This is a genomic window from Polymorphospora rubra (assembly GCF_018324255.1).
GTDB lineage: Bacteria > Actinomycetota > Actinomycetes > Mycobacteriales > Micromonosporaceae > Polymorphospora > Polymorphospora rubra.
In genome coordinates, this window is record NZ_AP023359.1 from 6,422,774 (window position 1) to 6,435,376 (window position 12,603).

The following is a 12,603-nucleotide window of genomic DNA, read 5'->3' on the forward strand; positions in this document are numbered from 1 at the left end:
GGCGGGTCAGGGGGCGGACAGGGTGGCCTGGAGTTGATCCGCCGTCTGGTCGGAGAGGAAGGCCGGGGAGCCGGGTTGCTGCCTGCGGCCGCCGGTGGCCAGGCCGCCGGAGTCGACCGGGGCGAAGCCGATCTCCTCGATCAGCTGCTGTACGCAGCGTTTGGCCTGGATGTCGTCGCCGGCCAACGGGATCCCGTAACGTACCTGTGCCCCGGCCTCGTGGTGGTAGTCGCGTAGGTGGTCCCAGCGCATCGTGTTGAACGCCTTGACCACGTGCGCGTCGCGCAGGTGCGCCTGCACCATCTCGCTGGAGGTGGTGCGGTCCTCGTCCAGTTCGGGGATGTGGCCGTCGCGGTCCGGCATGTAGTTCGTCGTGTCGATGACCGTCTTGCCGGCCAGGCCGTCCGTCGGCAGGTCGGCGTACGCGCGGAACGGCACCGAGACGACGACGACCTCGCCGATCCGGGCGGCCTCGGCCGGGCTGACCGCCTGGCCGCAGCCACGCAGGTCGTCGAGTAGTGGTCCGAGGTCCGCCGGGTCGCCGGAGTGGGCCACCGCGACGTGGTGTTCGGCCGACGCGAAGTGCCGGGCCAGGGTGCCGCCGATGTGTCCGGTGCCGATGACGCTGATCTGCACGATCCGCTCCCTCCGTCCGCGGGACCGCTCGACTTCCCGGGCCCACGGCGCCCCAAACCCGCCCCGCCGGCCGGCCCCGCCGCCCTGCCCCGCCCCACCGGCCCGCCCCACCGGCCCGCCCACCGACCCGCCCCACCGGCCCGGGCCGGGCCCGGGCATGGGCCGGGGACGACCGGGTACGACCCGTCCATGACCGTGGTGCTCACCGTGAACGCCGGCTCGTCCAGCCTGCATCTGGCGTACGTCGACACCACCGGTGCCGTCGGGGCCCGGCTGGACCGGTCCACCCCGCCGGCCGACGCCGAGGCGGCGGTGCGCGACTTCGTCACCGGCCGGCCCGCCCCGGACGTGGTCGCGCACCGCCTCGTCCACGGCGGTGACCTCGTCGTCCGGCCCACCGCCGTCGACGACGGGCTGCGCGGCGCGCTCGACGGCGTGGCCGCGCTCGCCCCGCTCCACCTGCCGCCGGCGCTGGCCCTGCTCGACCAGTTGCGGCGGCTGCTGCCGGACGTACCGCACCTGGTCTGCCCGGACTCGGCGTTCCACGCCGGGCTGCCCGAGCCGGCGCGGACCTACCCGGTGCCGGCCCGCTGGCGGGAGCGGTTCGGGCTGCGCCGGTACGGCTTCCACGGCCTGTCGTACGCGTACGCGACCCGGCGGGCCGCCGAACTGCTCGGCCGGCCGGTCGCCGACCTGCACCTGGTCCTCGCCCACCTGGGTGGCGGCGCGTCGGTGTGCGCCGTACGTGGTGGGCGCAGCGTCGACACGTCGATGGGCTTCACCCCGCTCGACGGGGTGCCGATGAGCAAGCGCAGCGGCGCCGTCGACCCCGGCATGCTGTTGTGGCTGCTCGACGGGCGGCTGACGTACGACGAGGTCTTCGACGGCCTGCACCACCGGTCCGGGCTGCTCGGCCTGTCCGGCGGCCGGTCCGGCGACACCCGCGACCTGGTGGCGGCGGCGGCCGGCGACCCGGCGTCGGCGTTGGCGATGGACACCTTCAACCACCGGGTACGCCGGGAGATGGCGGCCGCCGCGACCAGCCTGGACCGGCTCGACGCGGTGGTCTTCACCGGCGAGATCGGCTGGGACCAGCCGGAGGTGCGCCACGACGTCTGCGCCGGCCTGCGCCTGCTCGGTGTGGTGCCGCCGACCGGCGGGAACCGCGACGACGACGGGCCGGTCAGCGCGCCCGGGGCGGCGGTGCCGGTGCTGGTGGTGCAGCCGCGCGAGGAGTTCGAGCTGGCCCGGGAGGCCGCCGGCGCGCTGGCGCGGGTCTGAGGATCAGCCGGCCGGCGCGGGGCGGACCACCCGGTCCAGGGCGCGCACCAGGTTGCCGCCGTACACGGCGTCGCGTTCGGTGGGGGACAGGCCGGCCAGGGCCGGCAGGTCGAGGGTCTGCGGGAACGACACCGCGTCGAGGCTGGGTGCGAAGTCGGAGCCCCAGTGGAGCCGCCCGGGGCCGAACGCGTCCAGCAGCACCCGGACGAACGGTGCCGCCGCGGCGTGCGGCCAGGCGTGGGCCGGGTCGCTGACCGCGTACAGGCCGGAGACCTTGACCCCGACGTGCGGCAGCGCGGCCAGCGCGCGCAGCGGGGCGAGCGTGTCGGCGGCCCGGTCGACCGACGGCGGCGCGGGGTGCGGTCCGGGCAGGCCGAGGTGGCTGAACAGCACGGTGCACCCGTCGAGCCGGGCGACGGCGTCGGCGAGGTGGGCCGTCGCGGCGGGCGGTGCGTTGAGGCTGACCACCGCCGCGGCGGCGTTCAGCGCGGCGGTGGTCCCGGCGGGCCAGCCGGCGAGGGCGGCCGCCTCGGCGGGGCCGGGCAGGTACGCCGACAGTCCCACGAAGCCCTGCCCGAGCCGCGTCCGCAGCTCGTCGACGGTGGCCGGTCCGGTGGGCGGTACGTAGGCGACCGGGGCGATCCACCGGTGCCGGGCGGCGAGTGCGGCGAGGTGGTCGTTGTTGCCGGCGAAGGCCGGCCCGCCCTCGTAGCCGACCACGAGTGCGCGGTCGATCCCGTGCGCGTCCCGCAGCCGCAGGTACGCGGCGAGTTCGTCGCCCCCGGCGGGGGAGTGTCCGTAACGGCCGGGATAGCCCCGGGCGAAGAGGTGGATGTGCGCGTCGCTGGCGGTCATGGCCGGCAACCCTAGCCGAATCCTGAACTGGTTATTGACGCCACACACCCACTCACCTAAGTTCTGTCTTAATTAGGGCCGGATTACCGGCGAGAGCGAGGGGCGCGACACGTGGAGTTGGTTGGCGACGAGGTTGGTCGGCTGGTCGAGTTGCGCCGGCATCTGCACCAGTACCCCGAGCTGCGCTTTACCGAGCACGGGACGGCCAAGGTGCTCGCCGACCGGCTGGCCGGTCTGGGGGAGATCCGGACCGGGGTGGCGCGTACCGGTCTGGTCGTGCACCTTCCGGGCATCGCTCCGGGACCCGCTGTCTTGCTTCGGGCCGATATGGATGCCTATCCCGTCCAGGACGCCAAGGACGTCCCGTACGCCTCGGTCCACCCCGGCGTCTGCCACGCCTGCGGACACGACGTCCACATGACCGTGGCGGTCGGCGTCGCCCGCCGCTTCGCCGCCGACCCGCCGCCGCGCGGCTCGCTGACCGTGCTGTTCCAGCCGGCCGAGGAGATCCCGTTCGGCGAGGAGTCCGGCGCCGCCCTGGTGCTCGCGGAGGACCCGTTCACCCGCCCCCGGTTCGACGCCGTACTCGGTCTGCACTGCTGGCCGGAGCTGCCGGCCGGCGCGGTCGGCGTCGACCGGGAGACGGCGATGGCCGCCAAGGACGCCTTCCGGGTGCTGCTGCGCGGCCGGCCGGCGCACGCCGCCACCCCGGCCCGTGGACGCGACGCCATCCTCGGCCTGACCACCCTGGTCAGCAGCCTGCACGCCGCCGTCGCCCGGTCCCGCGACCCGCACGACCTGGTCGCCTTCAACGTCGGCACGATCGCCGGCGGCCGGACCCAGAGCCTGGTCGCCGACCGGGCCGAGGCGACCGGGACGCTGCGCACCCACGAGCCGGCCGTCCGGGCCCGGCTCAAGGAGGTCATCGAACGGGTGGCCCGCCAGCAGGCCGCCGCCTTCGACCTCGGCATCGAGTTCACCTGGGCCAACGAGATGCCGGCGATCCGCAACGCTCCCGAACTGGTCGCGCTGGCCCACCGCGAGCTGCCCGGCCACGTCGAGGTCGCCGACCTCGCCGAACCGCCGCTGACCACCGACGACTTCGCGCTGCTCGGCGCGCTCGGCCCGAGCCTCTACGTCAAGCTCGGGGTACGCGGCGCGGCCGGCGGCGCCCCGCTGCACTCCGCCGAGTTCGACGTCGACGAACGGTGCCTCCCCACCGGGGTCACCGCCCTGGACCGGCTCACCCGCGCCGTGCTCGCCGGCGCCCTGACCGCTGCCACCGGCCCGGTCCCGGCGGTGGGCGCGTGAACCCGGTCGCGGTCGTCGGCGCCGGCGCGTTCGGCGCCCGGCACGTGGCGGCGTACCGGGCGCTGGACGCGCCCGTCGCCGCGCTCGTCGACCCGGACCGTGGCGCCCGGGAACGGCTCGCCGCCGAACACGGCGTACCGCACACCTACGCCACCGTCGACGAACTGCTCGCCGCCGGACCGGTCGCCGCCGCCTCGGTCTGCACCCCCGGGCCGACGCACCGGGCCGTGACGACCGCGCTGCTGACCGCCGGCGTACCGGTGCTGGTCGAGAAGCCGCTGGCCACCACCGTCGCCGACGCCGAGGCGATCGTCGCCGTCGCCGAGTCGACCGGCGTCCTCTGCCAGCCCGGCCACATCCTGCGCTTCAGCGCGCCGCACCGGGCGCTGCACGACGCCGTACGGGCCGGGCAACTCGGCGACGTCCTCGCGGTCTCGTCGCGCCGCGACCGGCCCCGCACCCTGAGCCGACTCTTCCCGGGCGAACACCCCGCCCTGCTCACCGCCGTCCACGACGTCGACCTCGCGCTCTGGTACGCCGGCGCGCCCGTGGTCGAGGTGCGGGCCACCGCCCGTACCCGTACCGGGGCCGGCGCACCGGTCCTGGTGTTCGCGGAACTGCGGCACGCCAACGGCGTCGTGTCGTCGATCCGCAACAGCTACCTGCTCCCCGAAGACGCTCCCAACCACACCTCGGACCTGGTCGAGGTGTACGGCACCGGCGGGATCGGTCACGTCGACCTCGCCCAACCAACCCTGCTCGTCCAGGCCGGGCAGGCGCAGGCGCCCGATTGGCTGCTCTCCCCGTCCGGAGGCGGTGGGGCGCTCGCTGCCGAACTGCGGCACTTCCTGGCCCGGGTCACCGGCGCGCACCCGACGGCGGTGGTTCCGCTGGCCGACGGGCTGCACGTGGTGCGGGTGGCCGCCGCCATGGTCGACAGCGCCACCGCCGGCGGCGAGCCCCGCCGGATCACTTCCTGAACCACGTTCGACAGGAGCTTCAACCGATGTTGCGACGCAAGATAGCGGGCGCGCTCGCCGCCGGTCTGGCAGCCGCCACGCTGCTGACCGCGTGCGGCGGCGACGCCGCCGACGGCCCGGTCACCCTCAAGGTGCTGACCTGGGAACCGGGTGGTACCGAATACTGGGCGCAGGTCAAGAGCACGTTCGAGGCCAGCCACCCGGACATCAGGCTGGACATGGAGGCGGTGCCGTTCGACCGGTACCCCGAGGTCCAGGGCCCCTACATCACCTCGCAGTCCGGCCCGGACGTGATGGCCAACAACGCCGGCCTGGAACTGTTCGACCGGCGGGGCGCGTACGAGCCGCTCGGCGAGCGGGCCGCCGAGATCAACAAGGACCTGGTCACGTACAGCGGCGCCTGCGAGGGCTTCGACACCACCAAGCCCTGCTACGGGGTGCCGTTCTCCTACCAGGGCAACGTCCTCTACTACAACAAGTCGGTGCTGACCGCCGCCGGTCTCGACCCGGAGAACCCGCCGACGACCTGGGACGAGTTCAGCGCCGCCTGCGAGGCGGTCAAGAACTCCGGCAAGACGTGCCTGGCCCTCGGCCTGTCCGGCACCTTCCCGGCGTACTGGGACTTCCCTGAGATCGCCCGCAACTACCTGACCGAGGACGACATCCGCGGCCTGCTCGCCGGCACCCTGTCCTGGACCGACCCGAAGCTGGTCGCCACCCTGGAGAAGCTCGCCGAGATCACCACCAGCGGTTGGACGAACAGCAACGCCCCGTCGATCACGATGCTGCCCGACGGCGCCGACATCTTCCAGCGCGGCGACGCCGCCTTCGCCGGCACGATCATCTCCGACGCGGTGAACTGGGAGGCGTTCGGCAAGGCGCTCGGCGACGACAATCTCGGCGTCACCCGCTGGCCGGTGATCAACCCCGACGCGCCGCTGGCGCAGAAGTTCTCCGGCATCGAGGGCGCCGTCTACGGCGTCACCAAGTGGAGCGAGAAGAAGCAGGCCGGGCTGGAGTTCATCAGCTGGCTCGCCGGCAAGGAGAACGGCGAACTCTGGGTCCGCTACGGCAAGGGCCAGCCGCTGAACAGCACCGTCGACAAGGCGCTGCTGCCGACGTCCCCGTCGTTCCTGAAGATCCAGGAGTTCGTCGCCCAGCCCACGCTGCACGCCGGCGTGATGCTCTCCGGCCCGGAGACCGACGCGCTCGCCCGCGGCTGGCAGCAGGTCACGCTCGGCCAGTTGACCGTCGACAAGTGGGCCGAGCAGATGCAGCAGGCCCTCGAACGCAGCCCGACCAAGCGGCAGGGCCGGTGATCCCGCCGGGCGGGGCGGCCCGGCCGCCCCGCCCGGCGCCGATCGGAGGGAAGAACATGTCGATCTCCACCGCACCGGTGGCGAAGACCGACCCGACCAGCGCGACGCCCGGCCCGTCCGGCCGGGCCGCGATCCGGACCGCCCGGGTACGCCAGTGGTGGCTCGCCGCCGCACTGGTGTTCCCGGCGGTGGCGCTCGCCGTCACGTTCAAGTTCGTGCCGCTCGGCCGGGGCGTGGCGACCAGCCTCGAATCGTCCAGTGGCTTCGACGGCACCTCGTTCGCCGGTGCCGACAACTACACCCGGATGCTCGACGATCCGATGGTCCTCACCAGCTTCCGCAACGCGCTGCTGGTGGTGGCGACCCTGCCGGTGTGGGTGGTGCTGCCGCTGGTGCTGGCCCTGCTCATCCACCAGCGCACCCCGGGCTGGAAGCTGTTCCGGGCGGTGTACTTCATCCCGTACACGATCGCGCCGATCGTCGTCGGCATCATGTTCCGGCAGATCCTGGCCCCGGAGGGGCCGCTCAACGCCGGGCTGCGCGCGGTCGGGCTCGACCCGCTGGCCACCGAGTGGCTCAACGGCCGCTACAGCGCCCTGTTCTCGCTGGTGGCGGTCGCCCTGTGGAGCTTCTTCGGGCTCGGCGTGATGACGTACCTGGCCGGGCTGGCGACGATCCCGGGCGAGGTGCTGGAGGCCGCGTACCTCGACGGGGCCGGCTTCTGGCGGCGGCTGGTGTCGGTCGTCGTGCCGATGCTGCGCCCGACCGTGGCGTACTGGACCGTGCTCTGCGCGTCCGGCGTCCTGATCTGGCTGTTCCCGCTCATCTACGCGCTGACCCAGGGCGGGCCCGGCGACGCCACCATGCTGCCGGAGTACCTGGTCTTCCTGACCACGTTCCAGTTCCTCGACCGCGGCTACGGCTCGGCGATCGGCGTGGCGCTGTTCGTCTTCGTCGCCCTGATCTCGGTGTTCAGCGTGCGGCACATGTTCAAGGAAGGAACGCGCAAATCATGACCGAGCGCAGCGAGGGAATCAGTTGGCGCAGGTCAGGGTCGTGGCCGGCCGAGCGGAGCGAGGTCGGACCATGACCGGGCGTTCCGCGGCGCGGGCCGGCCGCTACCTGCTCACCTTCGTGCTCGTCGTGGTGGCGGTCGCGGCGATCTATCCGCTGCTGTTCACCGTCGTCAGTTCGCTGAAGACCCAGGGCGGGTTCGCGCAGGACCCGCTCGGCCTGCCGACGTCGATCACCCTCGGCAACTACGTCGAGGCGTTCAACCGGATGAACATGCCCCGGCTGCTGCTCAACTCGCTGATCGCGACGTTCGGCGGGCTGGTGCTGTCGGTGCTCGCCGCCCTGCTGGCCGCGTACGCGGTCACCAAGCTGCGGTTCCGGGGCGGGAAGCTGGTCTTCCTGCTGATCATCGTCACGCTCACCATCCCGAGCCAGGCGATCATCTACCCGCTCTACCAGACGGTGCTCGACCTGGGGATGTCCGGCCAGTACCAGGGGCTGATCCTGGCGTTCGCCGCGTTCGGCCTGCCGCTGGGGACGTACCAGCTCGCCGGCTACTTCCAGCAGGTGCCCGACGAGCTGATCGAGGCGGCCCGGGTCGACGGGGCCGGACATTTCACGATCCTGTTCCGGCTGCTGACCCCGATCGCGGCACCGGCGCTGTCGGCGCTGGGCATCTTCAACTTCGTCTGGATGTGGAACGACCTGCTGCTGCCCCTGGTGATCATGGGTGGGTCGGACCGCAAGACCCTGATGGTCGGGGTCTCGCTGCTCACCGGCCAGTACGACGTCTCGGTGCCGCTGGTCAGCGCCGGCCTCATCGTCGCGCTCCTGCCGGTGCTGATCATCTACCTGGTGTTCCAGCGGCAGCTCGTCTCCGGGGCGCTCGCCGGCTCCGGCAAGTGAACACGTGAACACGTCGCCGTCGGGACCGGCCCCGGAAGACTCCTCCGGGGCCGGCCCGCCGCTTTCCGGCGCTGTCGCGCCACCGCCCCCGGCAGCGCCCGGGGAGCGCGGCCCGGGACCCGGGGAGCAGTTCTGCCACCTCTACTGGCTGCGTGACGGCGCCGGCGCCGAGTACGACCGCCGGCACGCCGAGATCTGGCCGGAGCTGTCCCGGCTGCTCGACGAGGCCGGCATGTACGACTACTCGATCTTCCGACGCGGCACGCTGGTGATCTGCGTGCTGCGTACCCGGGCCGGGTTCGACCGGGCCCGTACGGTCACCGGCGGGTCGCCGGTGCAGGCACGCTGGACCGCGTCGCTGGCCGACCTGTTCGCCGAGATCGCCGACGCCGACGGCGAGCCGTTGTGGGCGCCCCGGGTGTTCCGGCACGCGGGCCCGCCGGCCTGACCGCCGCCCCGCTGGCCGCCCCCGCCCCCGGCCGCCCGGCCGCGGGGCGCGGGGCGCGGCCGCGTCACGGTGAACAGCCTCTTGTATCTCGCGTGTGAAATCTGGTGAACAACCTGTGCACCTGACCATCCCCTGTTTAGCTCTGTTCCTGGCCAGGGGGACGATTCTCGGGGTGAACAGTGGTTTCACCCTTGTTCACATTCTTGCAGCCTGATAGAACACCAGCAGGTGGGCGCGTCGTCCGCGGTCCGCCTCGTCGTGGTTCTTGGAGGACTTCCCATGGCCGGATCAGCGCGTCCGTTCGGACCCGGATCGCCCGCTCTCTCCCGTCGGTCGGTGCTGCAGCTCGGGGGCAGCGTGGCCCTCCTGCTGGCCACCGGCGCCTGCGCCGCAGGCTCCCAGTCCGGCTCGTCCGGCCGCTCCGCGGACCCCGCCGCGTCGACCCTGCGGATCGCCGTCTCCAGCTACCTCAGCAGCTGGGACCAGGACTTCGTCGGCTTCGACCCGACCGCGCTCATGCTCTACAAGAACATCTTCCCGTACCTGGTCGACTACGGGGTGACCGAGGTCAGCGGCTCGAAGATCCTCGACACCACCAACGTCATGCCGACCTTCGCCGAGTCGTTCGAGCCCAGCGCCGACCAGAAGACCTGGACCCTGAAGCTGCGTAAGGGCGTCAAGTTCGCCAGCGGCAACGAGATGACCGCCGCCGACGTCAAGTGGTCCAAGGACCGCGCGTTCGCCGCCAAGGCCAACGTGGCCGGCGTCTACCGGACCATCGGCCTGACCGAGCCGGACCAGGTCCGGGTCGTCGACGACTACACCGTCGAGTTCGCCCAGGCGTTCCCCAGCGCGCTCACCCCGCAGATCCAGGCGATCTCGCTCTACGTCTTCGACTCGGTCGAGGCGAAGAAGCACGCCACCGCCGCCGACCCGTGGGCCCAGGAGTGGTTCGCCAAGAACGCCCCGACCGGCGGCTACTTCAACGTCACCAAGGCCACCCAGGGCCAGGAGATCGTGCTGGAGGCCAACAAGGGCTACCCGGGCCCGGAGCCGGCGCAGACCGGGACCATCCGGATCTCGGTCGTCCCGGCCGCCGCCAACCAGCGGTTGCAGCTGCAGAACGGCGACATCGACATCGCGCTCGGCGTCAGCCGCCGCGACATCGCCGACCTGAAGAACGTCGACGGCATCAAGGTCATCTCGGCGGCCAGCAACGATCAGGTCGCGATCCAGATGTCGGTCACCACCGCGCCGTTCAACGACGTGAACGTCCGCAAGGCGCTGGCCCACGCGGTGCCGTACGAGCAGATCATCGCCAACGTCTACGGCGGCGACGCCCGGCCGACCAGCAGCCTGGTGCCGCTGGACATGCCCGGCTACGACGCGAACGGCTACCCCTACAAGTACGACATCGAGGCGGCCAGGGCCGCGCTGGCCGCCGCCGGCCAGACCTCGATCAACTCGGAGCTGGTCTTCGCGACCGACAACGACACCCAGCAGCAGCTCGCCGTACTGGTGCAGTCCGAGGCGCGTAAGGCCGGCATCGAACTCAAGCTGACCCCGCTCGACCCGGCGACGCTCGCCGAGCGGCGGCAGCAGAAGAACATCCCGCTCCAGATCACCTCGGGCCAGCTCTGGGTCAACGACGTCGAGTACATGCTGGCCACCAGCTTCGTCTCCGGCGCCAACCTGAACTACTCCAACTACACCAACCCGGAGATCGAGCAGATCTACGAGCAGTCGCACACCACGGTCGACGAGGCCGCCCGCCGCCAGCTCTGGACCCGGGTCCAGCAGATCCTGGCCGCCGACGTCCCCTGGGTGATCATCTGCCAGCCCAACTTCAACCTGCCGGTACGCGAGGAGGTCGCCGGCTGGGTCCAGCCGATGGACGGCCTCGCCCGCCTGCGCTACCTGACCACCTCGGGCTGATCCCGACCTCTCATGCGGATCCTTCGTTTCGTCGGCAGGCGGCTGCTCCAGCTCATCCCGGTGCTGCTCGGGGTGGTCGTCCTGACCTTCCTCCTGGTGCGGGTGCTGCCCGGTGACCCGATCCGGACCATCCTCGGACCGAACGCCACCGAGGAGGACGCCGCCGCGGCCCGGGAACGCTTCGGGCTCGACCAGCCGATGTGGAAGCAGTTCCTGGACTACCTCGGCGGCCTGGTCACCGGTGACTTCGGCACCTCGATCCAGAGCGGCGGGTCGGTCACCGCCGAGGTCGCGCTGCGCATCGGTCCGACCCTCGAACTCGTGGTGCTCTCGGTGTCGCTGGCGCTGGTCGTCGCCGTCGTACTCGGGATCTGGTCGGCCCGGCGTGCCAACCGCGCCGGCGACCACGGCATCCGGATCGTCGCCCTGGTCGGGAACTCGATGCCGGAGTTCTGGCTCGGCCTGGTCCTGATCCTGGTCGGCTACAGCGTGCTCGGCTGGTTTCCGGCCCCGAGCGGCCGGGTCGACCCGGACACCAACCTGACCCCGATCACCGGCGCCGACCTGGTCGACGCGGTGCTGACCGCCAACTGGCCGGCGTTCACGTCGGCGGCGGCGCACCTGGTCCTGCCGGTCGCCACCCTGGCCGTCGTCATCGTCGCGCCGCTGCTGCGCAGCGTACGGGCGTCCGCGCTGGAGGTGCTGCACTCCGAGGCGTACGTCGCCGCCGGCGCCCACGGGCTGCGCCCCCGTACGCTGCTGCGCGGCTACCTGACCCGGGCGACGATGGTCCGGGTGCCGTCGCTGGCCGCCCTGGTCTTCGGCTCCGCGATCGGCTCGACCGTGCTCGTCGAGTACGTCTACTCGTGGCAGGGCTTCGGCCAGTGGGCGCTGCGTGGCCTGCTCTACCGCGACTACCCGGTCGTCCAGGCGTCCGTGGTGATCATCGCGCTGGCCTACGTGCTGGTGTTCCTCATCGCCGACGTCGTGCACGCGATCCTCGACCCGAGAGTGAAGATCTGATGGTTGATCTGCGCGCCGCCGGCGGCCCCGGCGAATCCGCGGACACCGCCGCCCCGGTCAGGGGCCGCGGGGTCCGGGACGGCCGGTTCGCCAACGTGCTGATCGTGGTCGGCGCGACCATCCTCACCGTGGTCACGCTCGCCGCGATCTTCGCCCCGCTGCTCAGCAACTGGGGGCCGGAGGAGATCGACCCGGCCGCCAGCCTCGCCGCGCCCGGCGGCAGCCACCTGCTCGGCACCGACAGCAACGGCATGGACATCTGGAGCCGGCTGCTCCACGCCGGCCGCCTCGACCTCGGCATCGCGGTCGCGGCGGTCGCCCTCGCCGTCGTGGTCGGCACCATCGTCGGCCTGGTCGCCGGCTACCTCGGCGGCTGGGTCGACGACGTGCTGATGCGGCTGGTCGACATCTTCCAGGCGTTCCCGACCTTCATCCTGGCCCTGGCGGTCGCCGCGCTGCTCGGCAACGGCACGGTCAACCTGATCATCACCATCGCCCTGGTCAACGCACCCGCGTACGCCCGCCTGGTCCGCGCCGAGGCCCGGTCGGTACGCGAACTGCCGTTCGTCGACGCCTCGGTCACCTCCGGCTCGTCGACGCTCGGCGTGCTGTGGCGGCACATCCTGCCCAACAGTCTCACCCCGGTACGGGTCATCGCCCCGCTCAACTGCGGCTGGGCGATGCTCACCCTGGCCGGCCTGTCCTTCCTCGGCCTCGGCGTCAGCATCCCCACCGCCGAGTGGGGCGCCATGATCAGCCTCGGCAACCCCGACGTCGTCGCCGGCCGCTGGTGGACCTCGGTCCCACCCGGCCTCTTCCTGCTCGTCTGCGTGCTCGGCTTCAGCCTCCTCGGCGAGGGGTTGCAGGAGCGCGCCGACGCGAAGCGGAGGTAGCC

12 protein-coding genes are annotated in these 12,603 nt (G+C 72.3%); 10 read left to right on the forward strand and 2 right to left on the reverse strand.

Annotated features, from left to right (window positions below):
- Positions 1–6 precede the first annotated feature (6 nt).
- Positions 7–636: an NADPH-dependent F420 reductase gene (locus Prubr_RS28900; protein WP_212818041.1), complete on the reverse strand. Its 630-nt coding sequence runs from the start codon at positions 634–636 to the stop codon at positions 7–9.
- 189 nt (positions 637–825) lie between these two features.
- On the opposite strand from Prubr_RS28900, the gene Prubr_RS28905 reads away from it, so the two are divergent.
- Complete coding sequence (locus Prubr_RS28905) at positions 826–1,917, forward strand: acetate/propionate family kinase (protein WP_212818042.1); 1,092 nt, start codon at positions 826–828, stop codon at positions 1,915–1,917.
- A 3-nt stretch (positions 1,918–1,920) separates the two neighbouring features.
- On the opposite strand, the gene Prubr_RS28910 is transcribed toward Prubr_RS28905, so the two are convergent.
- Complete coding sequence (locus Prubr_RS28910; RefSeq protein ID WP_212818043.1) at positions 1,921–2,772, reverse strand: amidohydrolase family protein; 852 nt, start codon at positions 2,770–2,772, stop codon at positions 1,921–1,923.
- Between the two features lie 111 nt (positions 2,773–2,883).
- On the opposite strand from Prubr_RS28910, the gene Prubr_RS28915 reads away from it, so the two are divergent.
- The 9 genes from Prubr_RS28915 to Prubr_RS28955 all read left to right on the forward strand — a co-directional run bounded on the left by Prubr_RS28915 (position 2,884) and on the right by Prubr_RS28955 (position 12,601).
- On the forward strand, positions 2,884–4,083 hold the full coding sequence (locus Prubr_RS28915; protein ID WP_212818044.1) for a M20 metallopeptidase family protein: 1,200 nt from the start codon (positions 2,884–2,886) through the stop codon (positions 4,081–4,083).
- Entirely contained in the window at positions 4,080–5,063 is a 984-nt protein-coding gene (locus Prubr_RS28920; protein WP_212818045.1) for a Gfo/Idh/MocA family protein, read from the forward strand. Before Prubr_RS28915 ends, Prubr_RS28920 begins: the two co-directional genes overlap by 4 nt.
- A 26-nt stretch (positions 5,064–5,089) precedes the next feature.
- Positions 5,090–6,382, forward strand: coding sequence for an ABC transporter substrate-binding protein (locus tag Prubr_RS28925; RefSeq protein WP_246567786.1), 1,293 nt, complete (start codon positions 5,090–5,092; stop codon positions 6,380–6,382).
- Between the two features lie 56 nt (positions 6,383–6,438).
- Complete coding sequence (locus Prubr_RS28930) at positions 6,439–7,398, forward strand: carbohydrate ABC transporter permease (RefSeq protein ID WP_212818046.1); 960 nt, start codon at positions 6,439–6,441, stop codon at positions 7,396–7,398.
- 70 nt (positions 7,399–7,468) lie between these two features.
- Positions 7,469–8,302 carry a carbohydrate ABC transporter permease gene (locus Prubr_RS28935; protein WP_212818047.1) on the forward strand — a complete coding sequence of 278 codons (834 nt, stop codon included), beginning with the start codon at positions 7,469–7,471 and terminating at the stop codon, positions 8,300–8,302.
- A gap of 4 nt (positions 8,303–8,306) precedes the next feature.
- Positions 8,307–8,750: an L-rhamnose mutarotase gene (locus tag Prubr_RS28940; protein WP_212818048.1), complete on the forward strand. Its 444-nt coding sequence runs from the start codon at positions 8,307–8,309 to the stop codon at positions 8,748–8,750.
- A 336-nt stretch (positions 8,751–9,086) separates the two neighbouring features.
- The gene (locus tag Prubr_RS28945) at positions 9,087–10,685 is read left to right on the forward strand and encodes an ABC transporter substrate-binding protein (RefSeq protein WP_246567788.1); all 1,599 of its coding nucleotides are present in this window, start codon (positions 9,087–9,089) and stop codon (positions 10,683–10,685) included.
- A gap of 12 nt (positions 10,686–10,697) precedes the next feature.
- Positions 10,698–11,708: an ABC transporter permease gene (locus Prubr_RS28950; protein ID WP_212818050.1), complete on the forward strand. Its 1,011-nt coding sequence runs from the start codon at positions 10,698–10,700 to the stop codon at positions 11,706–11,708.
- On the forward strand, positions 11,708–12,601 hold the full coding sequence (locus tag Prubr_RS28955) for an ABC transporter permease (protein WP_212818051.1): 894 nt from the start codon (positions 11,708–11,710) through the stop codon (positions 12,599–12,601). Before Prubr_RS28950 ends, Prubr_RS28955 begins: the two co-directional genes overlap by 1 nt.
- The last annotated feature ends 2 nt before the right edge of the window (positions 12,602–12,603 follow it).

Excerpts from the sequence above, each read along its gene's own strand:
- Prubr_RS28935 (WP_212818047.1), top strand. The coding sequence starts at position 7,469 with ATGACCGGGCGTTCCGCGGCGCGGGCCGGCCGCTACCTGCTCACCTTC.
- Prubr_RS28905 (WP_212818042.1), top strand. The coding sequence starts at position 826 with ATGACCGTGGTGCTCACCGTGAACGCCGGCTCGTCCAGCCTGCATCTG.
- Prubr_RS28910 (WP_212818043.1), bottom strand. The coding sequence starts at position 2,772 with ATGACCGCCAGCGACGCGCACATCCACCTCTTCGCCCGGGGCTATCCC.
- Prubr_RS28925 (WP_246567786.1), top strand. The coding sequence starts at position 5,090 with ATGTTGCGACGCAAGATAGCGGGCGCGCTCGCCGCCGGTCTGGCAGCC.
- Prubr_RS28930 (WP_212818046.1), top strand. The coding sequence starts at position 6,439 with ATGTCGATCTCCACCGCACCGGTGGCGAAGACCGACCCGACCAGCGCG.
- Prubr_RS28950 (WP_212818050.1), top strand. The coding sequence starts at position 10,698 with ATGCGGATCCTTCGTTTCGTCGGCAGGCGGCTGCTCCAGCTCATCCCG.
- Prubr_RS28955 (WP_212818051.1), top strand. The coding sequence starts at position 11,708 with ATGGTTGATCTGCGCGCCGCCGGCGGCCCCGGCGAATCCGCGGACACC.